Source organism: Microbacterium sp. STF-2 (assembly GCF_034650155.1).
Taxonomy (GTDB): Bacteria; Actinomycetota; Actinomycetes; order Actinomycetales; family Microbacteriaceae; genus Microbacterium; species Microbacterium maritypicum_A.
This window is the reverse complement of record NZ_JARKMW010000001.1, coordinates 2,741,113-2,761,138: the sequence shown is the minus strand read 5'-3', so window position 1 is coordinate 2,761,138 and position 20,026 is coordinate 2,741,113. Positions and strand designations below refer to the sequence as shown.

Here is a 20,026-nt window from a genome sequence, read left to right as displayed (position 1 = left end):
CCGGTCGGAGCGCTCCCGACTGGCCTTCCTCGACGCTCCCGCCTCGGTCCGCGTCAGCTCACGTGTCCGTTCAGATCAGCTCACGTCGTGGCGAGCCCCACGGCGCCCGCGGAGGACGAGCCCTGCACCGACGGCGATGACCAGCACGGCGCCCACGATGCCGCCGATCGCGACTCCGCCTCCCGTGGTCGCAAGGCCGGCAGCGGGGGGCGGGACCCGGTCGTGCGTGGTCGTGCAGGCGGTGCTGCACCCCGGGCTGGTGACCGTGTTGACGAGGTCACCGTCACCGCGCGTTCCCACGGTCACCGAATACGTGATCGTGACCACGTCGCCCACTGCCAGGTCGCCTCTCCACGAGAGCGTCCCCGCGGCCACGTCGAAAGATGCGGCACCGGCAGAAGCGGAGGCATCACCGTTGTAGGCGGCGTCGTCCAGCACCTCGGCGAGATCATCCTCGAGCACCGCTCCGGGAACGGACGCCAGACCGCGTTGGGTCACCGTGAGCGTGTAGGCGATGACGGAACCCGCCGCCACCGAGCTGCCAGACCTGGGGTCCGACTCCTTGGTCACGATGTAGCCGCCGACCGGTGTCTCCGTGGTGTCCGGAGGGGTGATGACAGGGGGCTTACCCGGGGGCGTGCCTGTCCCCGTCGCCGTGTTGACCACCGCGCCCGCGGCGAGATCGGCCGGCGTGATCGTATAGGGCCGGTCCGCCGTGCACACCACCGACTCCGCCGGGGCGAGCGCGTCCGGATCGCAGGTGATTCCGATACCTGCAGCAGCGAGCCTGTCGTCGTCGATCGTGAGTCCCGCGAGCGGAGTCTCGCCGGTGTTGGTGAGTTCGAACTCCCACGTGATCCGGTCGCCCACATCGTCGTAGCCGTTTCCATTGGCGTCGACGACTCCGGTGACCCTCTTGTCGAGGCTCATCCCGGGCACGAGCGGGTCATTGAACACGGTGCAGACCACGGCGACGCCGGCGATCTGCGGAATCGTGACGCTCCCCGACGGACCGGTGCCGGAGCCGATCGTGGCCCCCGCGGGTCCCTGCGCATCGACGCACTCCCAGCGGGATCCGTAGTCCGCGAGAGTCGTCGTTCCCGCGGCGGTCTCGCCGAAGTCGTAGGTGGCGTTCGGCTGCACGATCACCGATCCGGCGGTCTCGGCCGGCGACTGCGTCTGCAGCCCGGGCTCAGCCCCCTCGGTGACCCCGATGCTGCCTGGTCCCGGCACGATGCCGCCGCCGGTGATCGAGAGGGCGAACTGATCGGTGGGCTGCACCCGCCCCGCCACGTTCTTCTGCACCGTCAGGGTCGGCGGCGCACCACAGGTCGCGAAGTCCGTCATGTTCGAGGCGACGGCCCCCGAGACCGGCACGTTCCCGACCAATGCCCCGGTGGTGGCGTTCACCCGGAGGATCGGTCCCGCGCCTCCACCGATGTACACCTCGCCGGTCCCACCGAAGGCGATGGCGGCATAGGTCACACCGGCGACGGGCTCGATCGTCGTGAGCAGCGACGAGGTGAGTGCGGAGTTCGACCCCGTCGAGGGGATCGAACCGTCGACGCGGATCAGCGCACCACCGGTCGGTGTGCTGCCCACGATGTACATCTGACCGAGGGTGTCGAACGCGAAGTCGCTGTTGGTGAGCGCGATGCCGTCGGGCAGACGGATCGTCGAGGCGACGCCTCGATTCGTGTTCGTCACGGGGTCGTAGACGGCGATCTGGTACTCGGTGCCGCCGGCGCCGATGCCCCCGTAGTAGTAGAGCCCGCTCGTCGGGCTCACCGCCCCGCCGACGGCCGAGTAGCCCGTGAGCACCTGGGCCGGTGTGGAGTCGAAGGAGTCGGTCGCGAGCGTGTAGTCGTACACGGTCCCCGCCTTGGTGAACAGGAAGTTCCCCCCTCCCGGCGCGATGCCCAGCTGATTGACGACGTTGTCACCGGGAAGGTCGACCAGCGCGGTCGCCGCCCCCGTCGTCGCATCGATCTGCCAGAGATCGCCGTCACCCGCACCCTGGTTGGTGACGTAGACCGTCGACCCCGTGCACTGCAGGACCGGCGCCGCCTGAGCGGCGGGTGCGGCGGCGATGGAGGCCCCGACGAGCCCGGCCGACACCATCAGCACGGCGGCGATCCCACCCCGCAGACCGCGGGCTCGAGGACGACTGAGGGCAGCGGACATGGAGTCTCCTTCGTGCGGCGCATCGCCCGCACACACCGGGCGCACGAAGAGGCTGCGCCGGGAGTGGACGGATCGATGCGGAAAGGGGCGACGCCGGACTCTCCGCATCGCTTCGAGGTCCGATGCTACTAGCAGGTAACGTGCTACTCCACCTCTCGGCGAGCAGAATACTGCTCTGATCGGGGGGCAGGAGCGCGACCGGGAAGCCTCACAGCAGACAGGAGTATGCTGACGTGTTGGGTCGTTCGGCCCGAAGAGTCCCGAAAGGCGGTGATGGCGATGTCCGGTGATAGTTACGACGCCGCCTTCGCTGCGTCGCGACTCCCTGCGCTCGCGCGTTGACCTTCCGGTCCGCTTTCGCACGTCCTTCTCCGCAGCCGTCGGCGGCGTCATCCGCCCCCTGACGAAACCCGCGCACGGATCTCTCTGCTGCCGTGCACCTGCGAGAACGGAGCCGCATCATGGCGCTCATCGACAACGGCGTGTACGTCCACGGACGTCGCGTGGAGACCCCCAAGAACCTGGACGAGACCTACCGGATGCTGGACGCCGCCGGGGGCATCGCCTGGATCGGCCTGTACCGGCCCAGCCCCGAAGAGGTGGCGTCCGTCGCGCGCGAGTTCGACCTGCATCCCCTCGCCGTCGAGGATGCGCTCTCAGGCCACCAGCGCTCGAAGGTGGAGCGCTACGGCGACACCCTGTTCGCGGTGCTGCGTCCGGCTCGCTACCGCGACGAGCAGGAGTCGATCGAGTTCGGCGAGCTGCACCTGTTCGTCGGCCCCGACTTCGTGGTGACGATCCGGCACGCCGAGTCGCCCAACCTCGCCGCCGTGCGCGCACGCATGGAGGCGAACCCCGAACTGCTCGCGATGGGGCCGGAGGCCGTGCTCTACGCGATCCTCGATGAGGTCGTCGACGGCTACGAGCCGATCGTGGCGGGTCTGCTGAACGACATCGACGAGATCGAGGACCAGCTCTTCGGCGACGGCGACGACGACAGCGCGCTCTCCCGCCGCATCTACGAGCTGTCCCGCGAGGTCATCAACTTCCAGCGCGCCGTGCACCCGCTGAACGGGATGCTGGAGTGGCTGCGTCGGGGATCGGCGAAGTACCGCATCGACGAGGAGCTGCAGCGTTCGCTGCGCGACGTGCTCGACCACACGATCCGCGTCAACGAGAAGATCGACTCGTTCCGGGCGATCCTCGAGAACGCGCTCACCGTGCACTCCGCGCTGGTCGCACGCCGCCAGACCGAAGCCGGGCTCGCGCAGAACGACGAGATCAAGAAGATCTCCTCCTGGGCGGCGATCATCTTCGCCCCGACGCTGGTCGGCACGGTGTACGGGATGAACTTCGACGTGATGCCCGAGCTGCACTGGGCCTTCGGCTACCCGATGGCCATCGGCGCGATGGTCGCGTTCGCCGTCGGCCTGTTCGGGGTGTTCAAGTACAAGAAGTGGCTCTGACCCGACGGCCTCACCCGAGTGGCTCACCGGTGCTGATGAAGCGGGGGTCGTTGCGCCGGGCGAAGCTCCGGGCGCTCTGCGCCGACAGGGCGAGCAGCACGAGGATGTCGAGCGCGACGCTCGCGAGCGAGGTGCGGAACGTGACGGGGATGCCGGCGTTCCACCAGTCGAGGAAGACGACGATGATGCTGAGCGAGGCGAAGCTCATCGCCACGATGCGGGCCCAGTTCGACCCGGCGAACACCAGGCCGGCGAGCACACCGTAGAACAGGTACCAGACGCCGAGCGCGCTGAACCCGACGATGAGGAGGATGTCGGCGACATCCGGCGGAACCAGCACGGTTCCGTCGCCGGTGGAGAAGATCTCCTCCCTGATCGCTGTCCAGTTCAGCACGTAGACGAGGATCGAGACGAACCCCCAGATCACCCGGAGCGACATCAGCACCGTGCCGAGGCCGGTGGCCAGAGGACGCTTCACGACAGACCCCGCAGCTCGGTGACCGGCGCCTCCTCGACGGCCTCCTCCGCGGCATCCGCCGACCGCGCCTGCACCACGCGGCGGAGATCGACCACGGGCAGATCGCCATCGGTGTGGATGCTGTCACCCCCGCCGTTTCGGGAGTGGTATCCCGTGGAGAAGTCACGGATGATGACGATGCGCACCCCGGTGTGCGCCTCGCGAAGAGTGCGGACGATGTGATCGCGTTCGATGTCGATGTCCGCATCGATCTTGTGGGTGATCTGGAGGGTGAACAGCGAGAACCCGACCGCACGGTCGAACGTGCCGGCGGCCACCCAGTCGACACGGTGCCCACCTGGCAGCATCCAGCCGTCAGGGCAGCGCCAGAATCTGACATGGTGCCGCTTGGCCGGGTTGCCCTCGACCTCCTGCTGATAGGCGAGATCCTGCCGTCTCCCGAACAGGAAGAGCGGGCTGACCGGTGCCTCGTCGTAGCTGCGCCTGAGCATGGTCGACGACACGATGCGCCAGGTCGATGCGGCCGTGATGTCATCGGCGCGTGTCCACCCAGCCTCGGCCATGCACCGGGTGAGCTGCTCCTCGGTGCCGAGGACGGCGAGGTTCACCGGGTCTCCGAGCAGGCCGTCGCTCGTTCGCGCCCGCCCGATGAAGTAGCTGGGCACGTAGATGCGCGTGAGGATGGAGTGCAGTCTCGGCAGCACGAGGTAGGCGAGGATCAGCCAGAACGCCACCGCGAACCCGATGGCCCACCAGCCCCACGAGAACGCCTCCGTGATGATGAGATACGCGAGCCAGATCGCGGCGAGACCGGCGAACACGAAGAAGACGTCGTCGAGAGCCGCGTTGACGGAGAACCGTCGGCGCGGGACCAGAGGGTCCCGCCGCTTGATCGGTTCCGTCATGTCCACATCCTAGGAACTGCGCGCTCGGGTGAGAAGACGCCGAGGGACCGCCCCTTCAGCGCGACCTCTCCTCTGCGGAGCCGAGATCCGCCAGGGCCAGCGCATCCGCTGCACGCACGAGCGCGAGGTGCGAGAAGGCCTGCGGAGTGTTGCCGAGTTGCCGCCCCGCCACCGGGTCATACTCCTCCGACAGCATCCCCACGTCGTTCGCGAGCCCGCACAACCGCTCCATGAGGGCATGCGCATCCGCACGCCGCCCCGTCAACGCGTACTGCTCGACCAGCCAGAACGAGCACGCCAGGAAAGCACCTTCCGAGCCCGAGAGTCCGTCGACCCCCGTACCGGTGCGATACCGACGCACGAGCCCGTCGGACATCAGCGTCTGCTCGATGCGTGCGACCGTCGCCAGCATCCGGGGATCATCCGGCCGGCAGTACCCCACCTGCGGAAGGAGGAGCAGCGAGGCGTCGACCTCGGTGGTCGCGTAGTGCTGCACGAAGTGACCGTCGACGACACCGTCGCGATCGATCTCCTCGCGCATCCGATCCCGCAGCCCGCGCCAGCGCTCCACGGGGCCTTCGAGCCCGTGCTCCTCGACCGCGCGCACCGCGCGATCGAACGCCGCCCACATCATCACCCGTGAGTGCGTGAAGAGACGGGGTTCGCCCCGGATCTCCCACAGTCCCTGATCCGGGCGCTCGATCTGCTCGGAGGCGAATCGGACCAACTCGCGCTCCAGAGGCCAGGAGAAGCCCGACTCGTTGAGTCCCGCCGCCCGCGCGGCCGACAGCGTCACCAGCACCTCGCCTACGACGTCGGCCTGATACTGGTCCGCCGCACCGTTGCCGATCCGCACCGGTGCGGAACCCTCGTATCCCGGGAGATTCGTCAGCACGCGCTCCAGGAGATCTCTCTCCCCCGCCGGGCCGTACATGATCTGGAGGTCGGCAGGGTCCCCGGCGACGGCCCGCAGCAGCCATTCCCGCCACTGCCCCGCCACCCCGAGGAACCCGTGGGCGAGCAGCGCTTCGAGGGTGAGGGCGGCATCGCGCAGCCAGACGTAGCGGTAGTCCCAGTTGCGCACGCCCCCGATCTCCTCCGGCAGGGCCATGGTCGCCGCGGCGGCGATCCCGCCCGTCTCGTGGTTGGTGAGTGCCCGCAGGATCAGCAGCGACCGGACCACCTCGTCCCGGTGCGGGCCGTCGTGCGAGATCCGATCGGCCCAGTCCTGCCACCAGGCCTTCGTGGCGTCCAGCTCGTTCTGCACGTCGAGCGCATGGGGGAGGTCGAGGTGCGAGGGGAACCACGTCAGCTGCAGGTCACGCACCTCTCCGGCGTCGACCGCCAGCTCGCCCCGGTGCTGATAGTCGATCGGCTTCAGCGGTGCACCGCGCAGGGCGAGGGCATCCGGGCCACCCATCGCGACCAGACAGGGGTCTCCCTCCGGCCCGACCTGGCGCACCCAGGGCATCACCCTGGCGTAGTCGAAGCGGATGCTCAGCCGCTGCTCGAAGACCATGGAGCCGCGCACTCCCACGATCCGGCGGACCAGATCGGTCCGCCGGATCGCCGCATCGGGATCGAGTCCCATCGGCATGAAGTCGTGCACCTCGGCGACCGCATCGCCGCTCTCCCATCGGGTGACCAGCACGAAGGTCTCCCGGTCGTAGCGTCGCGTGCTCGTCGCAGCGGGGTCGGTCGGATGCAGCAGCCACCGCCCGTGGGACTCGTCGCCGAGGATCGCCGCGAACGTCGATGCCGAGTCCAGCCGCGGCAGGCACAGCCAGTCGATGCTGCCCGCGCACGACACCAGCGCCGCCGTGCGGCAGTTGCTCAGCAGCGCGTAGTCCTCGATGCGGACGCCCGCCTCATCCCCCACGGCGCCTCATCCCCTCGGGCCGGACGATCGGAGGCCGATGTCCGCGCTGTCGATGTCCGCACTGTCGAGCAGCGACACGGCCCTCGAGCCCGCTCCCGTGGCGCGGACGCCACCGGCTATCGACACCTCGCCCACACGTCCCCCCACTTCCAGTGTGACCACGTTAGCCCCCGCGGTGACGAGCCGTCCGCCGATGCGGAGCGCGTCGACGGATCCCGTCCCCGTCACGCTCAGCGCGATCGCCGGGAGCATCATCTGCACGCCTTTGACGAGGCTCAGCCCCTCACCGCCGCTCGTCGTGACATCGCCATCCACCGCAAGCCTCCCCATCGGCCTGCTGATCTGGATGCCGATCGACCCGTCGCCCGTCGTGCGGATGCTCTGGAACCTCGCCTCCCGCAACGTGCCGTCGTAGAGGTTGAAGCCCCGGGCACCCTTCCCCGTCGTGACGATCGGCGCGCGCACGTCGAGGGTGTCGATATCGCCGAAGTTCACGACCCCGATACCGCTCGGCCCGTGCGACGCGACCTCTCCCGTGGCGATCCAGGTGCCCACCGATCCCCAGTTGTCGAGCACCATGTCGTTCGGTCCGTACGTCGTGACGGCCCCCGCGGTGCGCACCGCGTCGACCGTCGCCCCGCTGAGCACGAACACCCCGGCCGAGATCAGATCCGGCGTCCCCGCCGGGATCGCCCCGTCGGTGTGCACCTCTCCGGTGCGCAGTCGGGTGACGTGCACGGTTCCGCCCGCACCGCGCCCGTCCCGATCTCCGTGTCCCCCGACGAAGATCCCGCTTCCGTACACCGGCTCAGCCTCCGTCCCCGCAGAGATCTCGAGCAGTTCCGCCGTCAGCTCCACCTCGGGATCCGCCTGCCGGTTCCACAGCGTGAAGCCTCCTTGCAGGACGTCCACGCCGAACCCGTGCGGACGGTGGAACCGTCCACGCAGGTCGGCGGTGAGCACCCGCACGTTCTCGGCCTGCACGTGCCCGCCGCGCACACGGTCCTCCGCCAGGATGACGATCTGCCCCCGCGTGGTGACGTTGCGCAGCGTGAGGGTGCCGAGATCGGTCACCCCGGTGTCGTTGAGGATCGCCGCCTCCTCATCGGCCGTCAGGATCGAGATGTCCTCGAGCGTGTTGTCCGAGGTCAGCCGCACACCCCTGGCCCCGAACTGCAGGGTCCCTCCGCGAAGACTCACACCGGGCGCGAGGGTGAATCCCGGCGCCCCGACGATGCTCCCGCGCACCTCGATGTCCTCGACACCTGCGCTGACGGCGGCCAGCAGCTCCCGAGCCGTCGAGACGGTCACCGTGTGTTCGCTCATCGTCTACTCGGCCGTCAGCAGCGCGACGTTCTCCTGAGCCCACGTGCGGAAGTCCTTGAGCCCGGGAACGATCTTCCGCAGTGACGTCAGGTCGCGCGCCCCGGTGAACTCGGCGTCGAAATCGCCGTAGTACTGGAACATGTTGCCGAACTCGTCACTGCCGGGAGCGCCTGACCTGCGCGCGTCGTCGTACGCGATCGACCGGAATCGCACGGGTTCCCCGAGCACGTCGCTCAACACGGACGCGTACTCGGCTCCCGTCAGGTGGTCCCCCGCCAACCCGACCGTCCGGCCGATGTACTCGTCGCCCGCGGCCAGGATCGCGAACGCGGTCCGTCCGATGTCCGAGACGTCGACCGCCGACATCCGCTTCCCGTCCTCGAGCGGAAGCGTCAGCGTCAGCACACCGTCATCCTCTCGACGCGCCCCCATCGCGGAGGCCGCGAGGTTCTGGAAGAAGAATGCCGTGTTCAGGTAGGTTGTCGGCACTCCTGCCGCGGCGAAGAAGGCGTTGCCCTCGCCCTTCGCGTCGAAGTGCGGCACGTTGTAGTGATCCTGCAGCACAGGCATTCGCGGATCTTCCAGGGGCAGCAGATCGCGCGTGTCCTCCAGCGTCGACCACACCACGTGGCCGACGCCGCTCGCGGCGGCGGCGCGGGCGAGCGTCGCGATCTCCGCGAGCTCCCTGGCAGCGGATCCGTGCGCCCAGAAGTTCGTCACCAGGAACGCGCCATCGACGCCGGTGAGTGCGGCGACCACGCTCGGCTCGTCGGCGAAGTCGGCCTGCACCACCTCCACTCCGCGTGCGGCGAGCGCGCGTGCGGCCGGGGACGCCGGGTCGCGCGTGAGCGCGCGGACGGCGAATCGCTGCTCGGGGTCGGCGAGGATGGCGTCCACGACGCCACCGCCCTGGGAACCGGTCGCACCGGCGACCGCGATCTTCTTCTGTTCGTTCATCGGCTTTCCTTCTGTTGCTCTTCGTGCGGTTGCAGTTCGTGCGGTTGCGGGTTCGGGAAGATCCATCACAGGGCGGCGCGGGCCTCCTCCGCGGTGACGGTCCGGCCGAGCCCACCGATCTCGTGCAGTTCGCCGTACACCTCGATGCGCACGGACTGGTCGAGTCCGCCGACGTTCACGGGTGCGAAACCGGCGGAGCGGATCAGCGAGGCGACGGCCTCCCCGGCCGCACCGTCGTCGGTCGTATAGAGGAGTGCGATCGCAGGATCCTGCCGAGCGCTCACCTTCATCGATTCCGCGCCCAGCGTTCCGAAGGCCTTCACGAGGGATGCTCCGGCGGGGAGCTTCTGGGCCAGGATCTGCCCCGAGGACTCCTCGGGCGCGAGGATCTTCACGTATCCGCCGTTCCCGTCCGGGCCGAGCGGATTGGAGGGATCGACGACGATCTTGCCGTCGAGAGCGTCGCGGTTCTCGTCGATCAGCTTCTTCGACACGTCGAACCAGACGGCGAGGATGACGATGTCGGCAGCGGCGATCGCGGCGGGCACCTCGGCCGCACGCGCACTCCCGCCGACCGCGGCGGCGAGCGACGCCGCCTTCTCCAGGTCGCTGCCGGCGATGATCAGGTCCTCTCCTGCGTCCGCGAGGTCCTGGGCGATGATGCTGCCGATCTTTCCGGTTCCGATGATGGCGGTGGTCATGGTGATCTCCTGTAGGTCTTGTGCGGTCGGTGCTATGCGGACTTGTTGAACATGTAGCGGCTGATCTTCCATCGGCCGTCTTCGACGGCGAAGGTGAACAGCTCGCGATTCGACTCCGGCGTGGTGGTCGACGTGGCGCGGACGGTCTGGGTTCCGTTGCTGCGGGTCAGCGCGGCGGCCGCGGTGTCGCTGAACACGGTCACCTCGTCGATCGTGAACACCACCGCGAGGTGGATCGCCGCGAACACGGCGTCGTAGGCCTCTGCGAGCTCGGGGCCCACGGCCGTGGGCAGCGTCGTCGGCATGAACATGCCATCTTGCGTGTAACATGACACGGCAAGCGCGGTGTCATCGATATTGAGTGCCCGCTCGTAGGTGGCGAGCAGCTCGCGGATATCTTCTTCGGCTGACATGGTGTCCCTCTCGGTTCCTGCGATGCCTAGATTACTTTCCGTGGAAAGTATATGGTCGGAGTACGGTAACCGATCCCACGCAGGAGGTATTCCCATGACCACGAAACCGACGATCATCCTCGTTCACGGATTCTGGGGCGGCGCCGCCCACTGGGCGAAAGTCATCGTCGAACTGCGGCGACGCGGGTACGAATCGATCCAGGCGGTCGAGAACCCGCTCACCTCGCTCGCCGACGACGCGGAGCGCACGCGCACGATGATCCGGCAGGTCGACGGCCCTGTCCTCCTGGTCGGGCACTCCTACGGCGGGGCGGTCATCACCGAGGCAGGAGACCTGCCCAACGTCGTCGGACTCGTCTATGTGGCGGCCTTCGCTCCGGATGCGGGCGAGAACCCCGGGCAGATCAGCGCGGAGCACCCGCCCGCAGCGTTCGAGAACATCGCACCGGACAGCGACGGCTACCTCTGGGTCGCCCAGGACAAGTTCCAGGAGAGCTTCTGCCAGGATCTGACGGACGACGAAGCGCTCGTGATGGCCGTCACCCAGAAGGCACCGCTCGCCTCCACGTTCGGCGACGACGTCACCGCACCCGCCTGGAAGGTCAAGCCCACCTGGTACCAGGTGTCGACCCAGGACCGCATGATCCACCCCGACAACGAGCGGCGCATGGCGGCGCGGATGTCACCGCGCAAGATCGTGGAACTGGATGCCAGCCATGCCTCGCTCGCCTCGCACCCCGCCGCGATCTGCGATCTGATCGACGACGCGACAACCGCCCTCGCCGGCGCCTGACCCCCGATCGACCGTCGGATGCCGCGGGCCCACGCCGCGGCATCCGACGGTCACTTCTCGTCGGGACCGCTGATGTGGTCGAGCAGTTCGTCGAGCGTCTCGAAATCGATGCTCTCGGAACCGTCGAGCTCTCGCACCTCGACCCCGTCGACGTCGAGCTGGTCGTCGAGCTGCACGAGGATGCGCGACTCGGGGAACTGCTTCGGCGCGACGAAGGCGAGCAGCACGGCGTCGGCGAACACCACGACCGAGGTCGCCTCGAGGTCGTCTCGCAGGTCGATCTGCTCGACCACGGACTCGTCATCCACCGCATCATCGATGTCGGTCGCCACCTCGTCGATCACCGCGCGCCAACGGGATTCCCCGACGGAGAGGATGCGCGAGACGGCCGCGATCAGCACATCGAGATCGACGTCGTCGCCGTGTTCGTCATCGTCGTCGAGCTCCGGGTCGATGTTGACGTTGACCACGGTTCCCGCCGCGTCGATGCTCGCCCGTCCGTAGACGAGGCCGTTCTCGGCGATGGGATCTTCGAGCAGCCCGCTCTCGACGATGCGGGCCAGGAGGGAATCGAGCGCAGGCGAGGTCATGCCTCCAGTCTTTCGCATCGCCCGGGTTCCCGGGCGGTCATCGCGCGCGAAGGAGGGGAGCGAGGAGCACACCGACGGCCGCCAGAGCGGCAGCCGCGACGAGCACCCCGGGCGCTCCGGCCTGCGCGTAGGCGAAGCCGGCAGCCATGGGACCGACGAACGCCCCCAGGTTCAGCGCTGCCGTGGCATAGGCGCCGCCGAGCACCGGGGCACCCGACGCCTGCCCGACGATGCGGGCGATCAGGGCCGAGCCCACGGCGAACGACAGCATGCCCCCGACCGCGGCGCCGAAGAACACCCCCGGCACGGAATCGACGGACAGGGCGAAGACGCTCCAGGCCGTGGCCGTCACCGCGGCACCCACCACGATCCAGCCCCGCTCGAAGCGGGCCGCCCATCGGCCGGTCGCGGAGACACCCACGAAGGCTCCCACCCCGAAGGCGGCGAGCAGCAGGGGGATCCCGGTCTCCTCCACCCCGGCATCGGCACCGATCACAGCGAGGAATGTGAAGACGCCGAAGGTCGCGGCGTTCACGAGCACCGCGAGCACCACGGCGACGACCACCGGGCGACGCCTCAGTTCCCCGAGCTCTGCACGCACGGCGATCCTCGGCGAACGCGGCACCGCGACGAGAGTGCGGTCCCGCAGCAGGGCGACCACAGCGGGCAGGCACAGCAGCGCGACGGCCCAGAAGGTCGAGCGCCAGCCGTACGCATTCGCGAGCGCCGCACCGGCAGGGACGCCGACGATAGTGGCCAGGGTCGTGCCCGAGAGGAGGACGGCGACGGCGCGCGTCACCGTCGCCGGATCGACGACGGCCCGGACCGTCGCCAGAGCGATCGCGAGGAATCCCGCGTTCGCCAGGGCAGCGAGCACGCGCGTCGCGAGCAGCAGCCAGAAGGAGGACGCGAGCGCGCCGACGACGTGCGCGGCGATGAAGACCACCAGCAGCAGCACGAGAGCGCGCCGCGGAGCCCAACGGCTGGCGAAGACCGCCATGGTCGGGGCGCCGATCACCATGCCGACCGCGAAGGCCGAGGTCAGCAGGGCCGCCGTCGACGGATCGACATCGAGATCGACGGAGAGGGGGAGGAGGAGGCCGGCGAGCATGAACTCGCTGGTGCCCTGGGCGAAGATCGCCAGAGCCAGGACGGGGACGAGCAGGGGCATGGAGCATCCAGACACGAAGACGCCGCTCGAATCGCACAGCGCGATGAACAGCGGGTGAGAAGGGTCGACAGCGGATGCGGGGAGCGCGCGGAAGGCGCTCGACCCGCGATCTACGGTCTGTCGGACTCAGGGCTCACGGTCCCAACCTAGCCGATGCCGAAGCGGCCGATAGGCTCGGTGCCGTGTCGAACGCCGAATCCTCCGTCTCCGCATCCGCCGCCTCCGACCTCCGCCGCATCGCCGCGGCCCTCGCGGATCCGGAGCCGCTGAACTGGGTCATCACGGGCGACTCGATCACCCACGGGCTAGTGCACACACAGGGCGGGCGCAGCTACCCGGAGCACCTGCACGAGCTGATCCGCGGCGAACTGGAGCGCGTGCGCGACGTCGTGCTGAACACCGCGATCAGCGGCAACCGCATCGTCGACCTCCTCGGCGACTGGGACCGTCGCGTCGCGTCGTGGCACCCCGACGTCGTCACGCTCATGATCGGAACGAACGACGCCTCCGACGGTGGACCGCGCGAGGTCATCACGGCGGACGACTACGCCGCGTCGCTGCGGGAGTTCGTCGAGCGGGTGCGCGGGCTCGGGGCGATCCCGGTGCTGCAGACCCCGCCCGCGATCGACACCCGCAACGCCCCGGAGCGGGCGCGCATCGGCGAGTTCGCCGATGCCGTGCGGCACGTCGCCGCGAGCGAGGACGTGATCCTGGTCGACCAGTACGCCCGCTTCGCCGATATCGGCGCCGGTGGCGTCCCGTGGGGGCTCATGAACGATCCGTTCCACCCGAACACCGAAGGGCATGCGGCCCTCGCGCTCGAACTCGCGCACGTGATCGGCATCCGCCCCGACGGGCCCCGCGCGCGCACCTTCGCCCTGCTCGAAGGAATGGTCGCGACCGCCCGGCTGAACGGCTAGACCGCTCGGACGCCCTCACCCTCGGTGGACGAAAGGCCTCTGGACGCCGCCGCAGGCCCCCGCTAGGTTGAGCGCATTCGCAGTCGTCGGAGAGGTGGGGGCATGTCTCACGTGGTGGCAACAGGGGCCGGGAAGGCCATGATGGAGCGTCGGAACGACCCGACGCACGATTACATCCTCGAGCTCACCGGCAAGGAGCGACCCCGCGTCCTCTTCGTCGGCACGGCCACGGGTGACGACAGCGCGTACATCGTGAGCTTCTACTCCACCTACGACTCCGACAGGTGCGCGCCACACCACCTGCCGCTCTTCCACCGCGCGGTCGACGACCTCGCCGGCTTCGTCAAGGGCTTCGACGTGATCCACGTCGGCGGCGGGAACACCGCGAACATGCTCGACGTGTGGAAGCGGCAGGGCCTCGACGAGATCATGCGCGAGATGTGGGAGGACCCCGACTCGAATGTGGTGTTCACCGGAGGCAGCGCCGGGGGCATCTGCTGGTTCGAAGGCGGCACCACCGACAGCTACGGTCCCACCCTGCAGGTCCTTCCCGAGGGACTCGGGTTCCTGCACGGCAGCTTCTGCCCGCACTACGACGCCGAGGACCAGCGCCGTCCGCTGTTCCACGCCTCTCTGCTGAGCGGCGAGCTCTCCACCGGGTACGCGGTCGGCAACCTCCAGTCCCTGCACTTCGAGAACTCCACCTTCGTGACCGCGGTCAGCCCCGTGGAGGACGCCCTCGCGCTGCGCGTCGAGGCCATCGACGGCAAGATCGTCGAGACCGAACTCCCCACGACGGTACTCGCCGGGAACGCCCCGATCGTGAAGGGACCGTCGTCATGAACGACAACGTGTGGATCCTCGTCGCCGAGCTGATCGTCGTCATCGGCGCCATCTACATGGGCACCCGCACGAGCGGGATCGGGCTCGGCGTGTGGGGGCTGGTCGGCGTGGCCGTCCTCATCTTCTTCTTCGGCGAGGCGCCCGGCAATGCGCCGGTCGATGCGGTGTTCATCGTCATCACCGTCATCACCGCCGCATCGACCATGCAAGCCGCCGGCGGCATCGACTGGATGGTGTCGGTCGCGGCGAAGGTGATCAGACGCAGGCCGAGATCCGTGGTCTTCCTCGCCCCGGCGATGTCGTTCCTCTTCACGGTGGGTGCCGGAACGGGGAACATCTTCTACCCGTTGCTGCCCGTCATCTACGACGTCTCGTATCAGCAGAAGATCCGTCCGGAGCGGGCGCTCTCGGTCTCCGCCGTCGCCTCGCAGGTCGGCATCCTGTGCTCCCCCGTCTCCGCAGCCACCGCCTCGATGGTGGTGCTGCTCGCCCCTCAGGGAGTCGACCTCGGCGGGCTGCTGCTCATCATGTGGCCGGCCTCGATCGTCGGGCTCTTCGTCGCCGCACTCGTCATGATGCGTCACGGCAAGGACCTGGAGGACGACCCCGAGTTCCAGAGGCGCCTGGCCGACCACCAGATCAAGCCGCCGGAGACCGACGCCCACGAGAAGAAGCTGCCGTCGACCGCCGTCCTCTCCGCCTCGCTGTTCCTGGCCGGCGTCGGCGTGATCGTGCTCTTCGGCCTGTTCGAGAATCTGCGTCCGGTCATCGGCACCGACGACGCCGGCGACCCGGTTCGACTCAGCGTCACCGTGATCATCGAGGTCGTGATGGGCATCATCGCCGCCCTGATCTTCGTCTTCTGCAAGGTGAAGGCAGCCGACGTGCCCAAGCAGCCCACGTTCCCCGCCGGCATCGTCGGCGCCATCGCGCTCTTCGGCATCGCCTGGCTGGCGAACACGTTCGTCGCCGCGAACCAGACCCTCATCGTCGACGGACTCGGCTCGGTGGTCTCCGGGTCTTCGGCTTTCCTCGGCGCGCTGCTGTTCGCGCTGGCGCTGTTCGCGGTCGCGATGCTCACGACCAGCCAGTCGAGCGCCACGAACGCGATCGTGCCGATCGGCATCACGATCGGCCTGCCCGCCTCGCTCCTGGTGGGGCTCTGGCCGGCGGCGATGGGCATCTACACGCTGCCGGCCAACGGCAGCCAGGTCGCGACCGTGGCGTTCGACCAGACGGGAACCACCAAGATGGGCAAGTTCGTCTTCGACCACTCGTTCCAACTGCCGAACCTCATCTACGTGGCCGTGGCGATCATCGTGGGCGTGCCGCTCTCGTTCCTGTTCACGTGAGCTGAGCGGTCGTCCACGACATGACCGACGGCGTCGACCGGACCGCACTGCGACAGTTCCTGCTCGGGTTGGCGCAGGGCATGAACGCCTCGGCCGAATCGGTCGACCGCATCCGCGACACGATGACCGACGTCGCGAAGGCCTATGGTGGCGGTGACGCCGACTTCGTCGTGCTGCCGACGATCATCCTCGTCGAGACCGGGGAGTCGGAGGAAGCCCGCGTCGCGATCCGCTCCGCCACGAACGCCTCTTTCCGCTTCGATCAGATCGCCGCGCTGTACGAACTGATCGGCCAGGCGCGGACGGGGGCGATCCCGCCACTCGACGGCATCAGACGGCTGAACGAGATCGGAGCCATGCGCCCGCGGCTCGACTGGTTCACGCGCACCCTGGGTCACGCCATCCTCACCACCGGGCTCGCCCTGCTGCTCGCGCCGACCTGGCAGGGCGTGATCGTCGCGTTCGTGCTCGGCTTCGGTATCGGGCTGCTCAAGCTGGTGCGGTCGCCGACACTCCAGCTGATCCTGCCCATCGCCGCCGCGTTCGTGTGTGCGGCGGCAGTCTTCCTCCTGGCCGAGGTGATCGAGATCGGCGATCCGATCCGTCTTCTCATCGCGCCGCTGGTGACGTTCCTCCCCGGCGGCGTGCTGACCACGGCGACGGTCGAGCTGGCGGCCGGACAGATGATCTCCGGCGCCTCCCGCCTGGTCTACGGCTTCGTGCAGCTGGCCCTCCTGGCGTTCGGCATCCTCGCCGCCGGCACCGTGGTGGGAGTGGAGTCGCGATCGTACGAACCGTTGGAGGCCACCTCCCCCCTGCCGTGGTGGGTGGCGATCATCGGCATCCTCGTCTTCGCGCTCGGCAACTATCTGCATTTCTCGGCGCCGCCCTCGACCTTCGGCTGGGTGCTGATCGCCCTGGTCGTCGCGTATTCGGGGCAGTGGGCAGGCAACGAGTTCGTCGGCCCCACGGTCGGAGGTTTCGTCGGCGCGCTCGTGATGGCCCCCGTCGTCTTCTGGATCGCGGGGCTCCGGCACGGGGCGCCGTCGCAGCTCACGTTCCTGCCGGCGTTCTGGCTGCTCGTCCCCGGAGCGGCCGGTCTGGTCGGACTCACCGAGGCGGTCGCCACCGACGGCGGACTCACCGACTTCGTCGCGGCCCTCGTCTCGGTCATGTCGATCGCCCTCGGTGTGCTCATCGGCACCGCGCTGTACCGCGTCGTGCATCATGGTGCGGAAGAGATCGTGCAGTTCGCCGTGGCCCTGCCCGCGCCCGACGAGACCACGTCGACTCCGAGATTCTGGTCACGGCTCACGGCTCCGTGGCGTCGGTCGGCCGACCGCTGACGCGACCGGACGGCGCAGAGTCCGGCATCCCTCCCCCGGGTATCACCGGCACTCCCTCCCGCTGGCTTGCCCCTCTGGCTTGCCCCTCTGAGATTTCGGAATATCGTAGGGGTGGGGACCTGGGGAGGTACGGTGTCGGCATTTGTCGCGCAGGGGGACGGACATATACCGCGAGTGTCGGCGCACGCGATCAGTCGTCCACGACTGATCGCCGCGCTCGAGACCGAGACGCCGTTGACGCTGGTCCGGTCGGCATCGGGGTCGGGCAAGACCACCGCCCTCGTCGATTGGGCGGCCGCGACCACCTCACGTGTCGTGTGGATCACCGTGACGCCTTCCATCGCGACCGGCGACGCCCTCGCCCGCGCGCTGCTGCGGGTACTGCCGGGCACGGCTCCCGCGCACTCCGCCGCCGCGGAAGACGGCTGGGCCGCCGTGACCTCGCGTCTGTGCGACGTGGACGGTCCACTGGTCGTGGTGCTCGATGATGCGGCCGCCGTCGACCGCGAGGGCGTGTTCGCACTGTGTCGAGCCGTCGCCACCACCCCGCTGACCCGCCTGATCGTCGCCACGAACCGCCCCAGCCCCTTCGACAGCGAGGGCCTCGACCTCGTGATCGACACGACGCTCCTGGCCCCCGAAGAGCTCATGTTCGACGCCGAGGAGATCCGCCGGGCGCTCGATGTCGACGAAGACACGGCCATCGCCACGCGCGAAGCGACGGGAGGGTTCCCCGCTCTCATCCGTGCGCTGGCCCTCCGCGGCGCCGGAACGGACGCGGTGTCGTTGCGCGCCGCCACCACCGTGATCGAGGACTACCTGCAGGATCGGCTCGCCGAATGCGCCTTCGATCGGCAGACCCTGCAGGGCCTGTTGCGGATCAGCGTCACGGAGTCGGTCGACGTTCCGCTCGCGGTGGCGCTGACGGGTGACGCCGAGATCCCCAGAGCCCTGGACCAGGCCGAGACGTTCGGCTTCGGTCGCTGGGCCGCCGACGGGCGCAGCGCCTTCGCCCTGACGCCGCTCACGCGAGGCATGCTGCGCCGCGAGCTCCGCCGGGTCGCTCCGCACGAGATCCCCCAGCTGCGGCGCGTCGCGGCAGAAGGTGCGGTGCGCCGCGACCTCCCGCTCGAGGGACTCCGCCTCGCCCTGGAGGACGACGACCTGCGCCTCGCGACGCACGTCACGATGTCGGGATGGAACCGGCTGCTCCACCGTGATCGGAATGCGGTGGTCGAGCTGCTCGGGGATGTGCCCGTGGCGCGGCTCAAGCGGGAGCCCCTCGTGGCCATGCTGCTCGGGATGTGCCTCAAACCCAACCGGCTCCGACGCCAGCGCGGGCTCCAGCTGCTGCGCATGGCGGTGGCGGCGGCGAACGCCCGCCGCACGACGCTCTCGGCCACAGAGCGGATCTTCATCTGGGCGGCCGAGAGCGCGTCGCTGCGAGCCATCGGTCGACCGGAGCGGGCAGCCCAGGTGGCGGCGCGCGCACTGGCGCTGTTCCACGAGACCCCCGAATCGCAGTGGCAGCAGTACGCCCGCGACATGCCGCTGCTGTGCACCCATCTGGGCATCTCGCTCTATTACGGCGGAGAGCAGGAGGAGGCCATCCGGCTGTGGGAGGAGGCCACCGCCCTGGCCGCGGCGCACGGGAGCACCAACACCTTCCACGGGATATGCCTCCTCGCCGGGGTCCACGCCCTGAACGGGGATCTGCCGGAGGCGCGTCACTATGTCGGTCTCATCCGCGACGGCGAATGGGACCCGGTGCTCCTCGACAGCTATCGGGGCACCTACTACCGGGTGGCCGAGGCGATGCTCGCGGTCGAGGACGGCGACATCGCCGCGGCGAAGCGGCACATCCGCTTCTTCGAACCGTACCGGGCGACGAGCGAGCACTGGACGACGATGGCCTCCGTGGAGGCATGGATCGCTCTGCACGAGGGTGAGGCCGCTGCCGGACTGGAGCGCCTGGAGTCGTTCGTCCGTCTCCGGGGAAAAGAGGCGAGTGCACCTCACGTGCGCCACGCCCTGTCGCGCCCGAGGACGCTCCTGCACCTCGCCCTCGGTGATGTGAGCACCGCCAGGAACATCGTGCAGCGGGATACGCTTCCCGACCGTTTCGGCACGGTCCTCAAACGGGCGCGTCTGGCACTCGTCGACGGCAGGACCGCCGACGTGGTCCGGCTTCTGGGGCAGACCCGCCTGCGCCCGTCCACCGCCCGAGAGCGCGCCGAAGCAGCGGCCGTGCACAGCGCCGCGCTGCACCGGGTGTCCGCTGCGGCCGCGCAGCCGTCGAGCGAGGCCCTGAACGCCCAGCTCACCGACCGGGGACTCACCACCCCGCTCGTGCTCCTGGGCGCCGAGGACTTCGGCGCCGTGCGATCCGATCTCGACCCCACCGGTCGGGCGACCTTCCCGCTGCGATCGGCGTTGCCGTCGTTCGCGACCCGGCCACGACTGTCATCCCGCGAGCAGATCGTGCTGCGCGCCCTGACGTCGGGAGCGCCGCTGCCGGCGATCGCCGACGAGCTCCGCGTCTCGCAGAACACGCTCAAGACCCAGCTCCGCAGCATCTATCGCAAGCTCGGCGCGCACAACCGCGCCGAGGCGATGGAGCAGGCGGCGCGCCACGGCCTGCTCGCGGAGTGACCCGCGGTCCCGCGGGAACGCGGAAGGCCTCGTCCGTCGCATGCGACGGA

At 69.1% G+C, this 20,026-nt stretch carries 17 protein-coding genes; 7 read left to right on the top strand and 10 right to left on the bottom strand.

Annotated elements, in window-relative coordinates:
- Nucleotides 1-75 precede the first annotated feature (75 nt).
- Entirely contained in the window at nucleotides 76-2,184 is a 2,109-nt protein-coding gene (locus tag MicroSTF_RS13320) for a hypothetical protein (RefSeq protein ID WP_322956207.1), read from the bottom strand.
- A 461-nt stretch (nucleotides 2,185-2,645) separates the two neighbouring features.
- On the opposite strand from MicroSTF_RS13320, the gene MicroSTF_RS13315 reads away from it, so the two are divergent.
- Nucleotides 2,646-3,650, top strand: coding sequence for a magnesium and cobalt transport protein CorA (locus MicroSTF_RS13315; RefSeq protein ID WP_029258864.1), 1,005 nt, complete (start codon nucleotides 2,646-2,648; stop codon nucleotides 3,648-3,650).
- Between the two features lie 10 nt (nucleotides 3,651-3,660).
- Here MicroSTF_RS13315 and MicroSTF_RS13310 read toward each other — a convergent pair whose 3' ends face one another.
- The 7 genes from MicroSTF_RS13310 to MicroSTF_RS13280 form a co-directional block, all read right to left on the bottom strand.
- Nucleotides 3,661-4,128: a hypothetical protein gene (locus tag MicroSTF_RS13310; RefSeq protein WP_322956204.1), complete on the bottom strand. Its 468-nt coding sequence runs from the start codon at nucleotides 4,126-4,128 to the stop codon at nucleotides 3,661-3,663.
- Nucleotides 4,125-5,033, bottom strand: coding sequence for an LssY C-terminal domain-containing protein (locus MicroSTF_RS13305; protein WP_136024597.1), 909 nt, complete (start codon nucleotides 5,031-5,033; stop codon nucleotides 4,125-4,127). The genes MicroSTF_RS13310 and MicroSTF_RS13305 overlap by 4 nt, the downstream gene beginning before the upstream one ends.
- 55 nt (nucleotides 5,034-5,088) lie before the next feature.
- On the bottom strand, nucleotides 5,089-6,912 hold the full coding sequence (locus tag MicroSTF_RS13300; protein ID WP_322956202.1) for a glycoside hydrolase family 15 protein: 1,824 nt from the start codon (nucleotides 6,910-6,912) through the stop codon (nucleotides 5,089-5,091).
- 6 nt (nucleotides 6,913-6,918) lie between these two features.
- Nucleotides 6,919-8,238, bottom strand: a complete 1,320-nt coding sequence (locus tag MicroSTF_RS13295) for a hypothetical protein (RefSeq protein ID WP_322956200.1) — start codon at nucleotides 8,236-8,238, stop codon at nucleotides 6,919-6,921.
- A gap of 3 nt (nucleotides 8,239-8,241) precedes the next feature.
- A complete protein-coding gene (locus MicroSTF_RS13290; RefSeq protein WP_322956199.1) occupies nucleotides 8,242-9,195 on the bottom strand; it encodes an NmrA/HSCARG family protein in 954 nt (317 codons plus the stop codon).
- A 65-nt stretch (nucleotides 9,196-9,260) separates the two neighbouring features.
- Nucleotides 9,261-9,896 carry an NADPH-dependent F420 reductase gene (locus tag MicroSTF_RS13285; RefSeq protein WP_322956197.1) on the bottom strand — a complete coding sequence of 212 codons (636 nt, stop codon included), beginning with the start codon at nucleotides 9,894-9,896 and terminating at the stop codon, nucleotides 9,261-9,263.
- 32 nt (nucleotides 9,897-9,928) lie between these two features.
- Nucleotides 9,929-10,309, bottom strand: a complete 381-nt coding sequence (locus MicroSTF_RS13280; RefSeq protein WP_322956195.1) for a nuclear transport factor 2 family protein — start codon at nucleotides 10,307-10,309, stop codon at nucleotides 9,929-9,931.
- 94 nt (nucleotides 10,310-10,403) lie between these two features.
- On the opposite strand from MicroSTF_RS13280, the gene MicroSTF_RS13275 reads away from it, so the two are divergent.
- The gene (locus MicroSTF_RS13275; protein ID WP_021200203.1) at nucleotides 10,404-11,102 is read left to right on the top strand and encodes an alpha/beta hydrolase; all 699 of its coding nucleotides are present in this window, start codon (nucleotides 10,404-10,406) and stop codon (nucleotides 11,100-11,102) included.
- A 50-nt stretch (nucleotides 11,103-11,152) separates the two neighbouring features.
- On the opposite strand, the gene MicroSTF_RS13270 is transcribed toward MicroSTF_RS13275, so the two are convergent.
- Together MicroSTF_RS13270 and MicroSTF_RS13265 are read right to left on the bottom strand one after the other, a co-directional pair.
- Nucleotides 11,153-11,692, bottom strand: coding sequence for a hypothetical protein (locus MicroSTF_RS13270; protein ID WP_029265613.1), 540 nt, complete (start codon nucleotides 11,690-11,692; stop codon nucleotides 11,153-11,155).
- Nucleotides 11,693-11,729: 37 nt separating this feature from the next.
- The gene (locus MicroSTF_RS13265) at nucleotides 11,730-12,863 is read right to left on the bottom strand and encodes an MFS transporter (RefSeq protein ID WP_322956192.1); all 1,134 of its coding nucleotides are present in this window, start codon (nucleotides 12,861-12,863) and stop codon (nucleotides 11,730-11,732) included.
- A 182-nt stretch (nucleotides 12,864-13,045) separates the two neighbouring features.
- On the opposite strand from MicroSTF_RS13265, the gene MicroSTF_RS13260 reads away from it, so the two are divergent.
- The 5 genes from MicroSTF_RS13260 to MicroSTF_RS13240 all read left to right on the top strand — a co-directional run bounded on the left by MicroSTF_RS13260 (nucleotide 13,046) and on the right by MicroSTF_RS13240 (nucleotide 19,976).
- Nucleotides 13,046-13,783, top strand: a complete 738-nt coding sequence (locus MicroSTF_RS13260; protein WP_021200191.1) for an SGNH/GDSL hydrolase family protein — start codon at nucleotides 13,046-13,048, stop codon at nucleotides 13,781-13,783.
- Nucleotides 13,784-13,885: 102 nt separating this feature from the next.
- On the top strand, nucleotides 13,886-14,626 hold the full coding sequence (locus tag MicroSTF_RS13255) for a peptidase E (RefSeq protein ID WP_029258853.1): 741 nt from the start codon (nucleotides 13,886-13,888) through the stop codon (nucleotides 14,624-14,626).
- Nucleotides 14,623-15,978 (top strand): anaerobic C4-dicarboxylate transporter family protein, encoded by a 1,356-nt coding sequence (locus MicroSTF_RS13250; protein ID WP_021200189.1) that lies wholly within the window; start codon nucleotides 14,623-14,625, stop codon nucleotides 15,976-15,978. Before MicroSTF_RS13255 ends, MicroSTF_RS13250 begins: the two co-directional genes overlap by 4 nt.
- 20 nt (nucleotides 15,979-15,998) lie before the next feature.
- On the top strand, nucleotides 15,999-17,324 hold the full coding sequence (locus tag MicroSTF_RS13245) for a threonine/serine ThrE exporter family protein (RefSeq protein WP_322956187.1): 1,326 nt from the start codon (nucleotides 15,999-16,001) through the stop codon (nucleotides 17,322-17,324).
- Between the two features lie 174 nt (nucleotides 17,325-17,498).
- Nucleotides 17,499-19,976: a LuxR C-terminal-related transcriptional regulator gene (locus MicroSTF_RS13240; protein ID WP_322956185.1), complete on the top strand. Its 2,478-nt coding sequence runs from the start codon at nucleotides 17,499-17,501 to the stop codon at nucleotides 19,974-19,976.
- Nucleotides 19,977-20,026 lie beyond the last annotated feature (50 nt).

What these genes read in the sequence shown, in the direction of transcription:
- MicroSTF_RS13275 (WP_021200203.1), top strand. Translation starts at nt 10,404, where the DNA reads ATGACCACGAAACCGACGATCATCCTCGTTCACGGATTCTGGGGCGGC.
- MicroSTF_RS13285 (WP_322956197.1), bottom strand. Translation starts at nt 9,896, where the DNA reads ATGACCACCGCCATCATCGGAACCGGAAAGATCGGCAGCATCATCGCC.
- MicroSTF_RS13270 (WP_029265613.1), bottom strand. Translation starts at nt 11,692, where the DNA reads ATGACCTCGCCTGCGCTCGATTCCCTCCTGGCCCGCATCGTCGAGAGC.
- MicroSTF_RS13315 (WP_029258864.1), top strand. Translation starts at nt 2,646, where the DNA reads ATGGCGCTCATCGACAACGGCGTGTACGTCCACGGACGTCGCGTGGAG.
- MicroSTF_RS13320 (WP_322956207.1), bottom strand. Translation starts at nt 2,184, where the DNA reads ATGTCCGCTGCCCTCAGTCGTCCTCGAGCCCGCGGTCTGCGGGGTGGG.
- MicroSTF_RS13245 (WP_322956187.1), top strand. Translation starts at nt 15,999, where the DNA reads ATGACCGACGGCGTCGACCGGACCGCACTGCGACAGTTCCTGCTCGGG.
- MicroSTF_RS13265 (WP_322956192.1), bottom strand. Translation starts at nt 12,863, where the DNA reads ATGCCCCTGCTCGTCCCCGTCCTGGCTCTGGCGATCTTCGCCCAGGGC.
- MicroSTF_RS13255 (WP_029258853.1), top strand. Translation starts at nt 13,886, where the DNA reads ATGTCTCACGTGGTGGCAACAGGGGCCGGGAAGGCCATGATGGAGCGT.
- MicroSTF_RS13295 (WP_322956200.1), bottom strand. Translation starts at nt 8,238, where the DNA reads ATGAGCGAACACACGGTGACCGTCTCGACGGCTCGGGAGCTGCTGGCC.
- MicroSTF_RS13250 (WP_021200189.1), top strand. Translation starts at nt 14,623, where the DNA reads ATGAACGACAACGTGTGGATCCTCGTCGCCGAGCTGATCGTCGTCATC.
- MicroSTF_RS13305 (WP_136024597.1), bottom strand. Translation starts at nt 5,033, where the DNA reads ATGACGGAACCGATCAAGCGGCGGGACCCTCTGGTCCCGCGCCGACGG.
- MicroSTF_RS13280 (WP_322956195.1), bottom strand. Translation starts at nt 10,309, where the DNA reads ATGTCAGCCGAAGAAGATATCCGCGAGCTGCTCGCCACCTACGAGCGG.
- MicroSTF_RS13290 (WP_322956199.1), bottom strand. Translation starts at nt 9,195, where the DNA reads ATGAACGAACAGAAGAAGATCGCGGTCGCCGGTGCGACCGGTTCCCAG.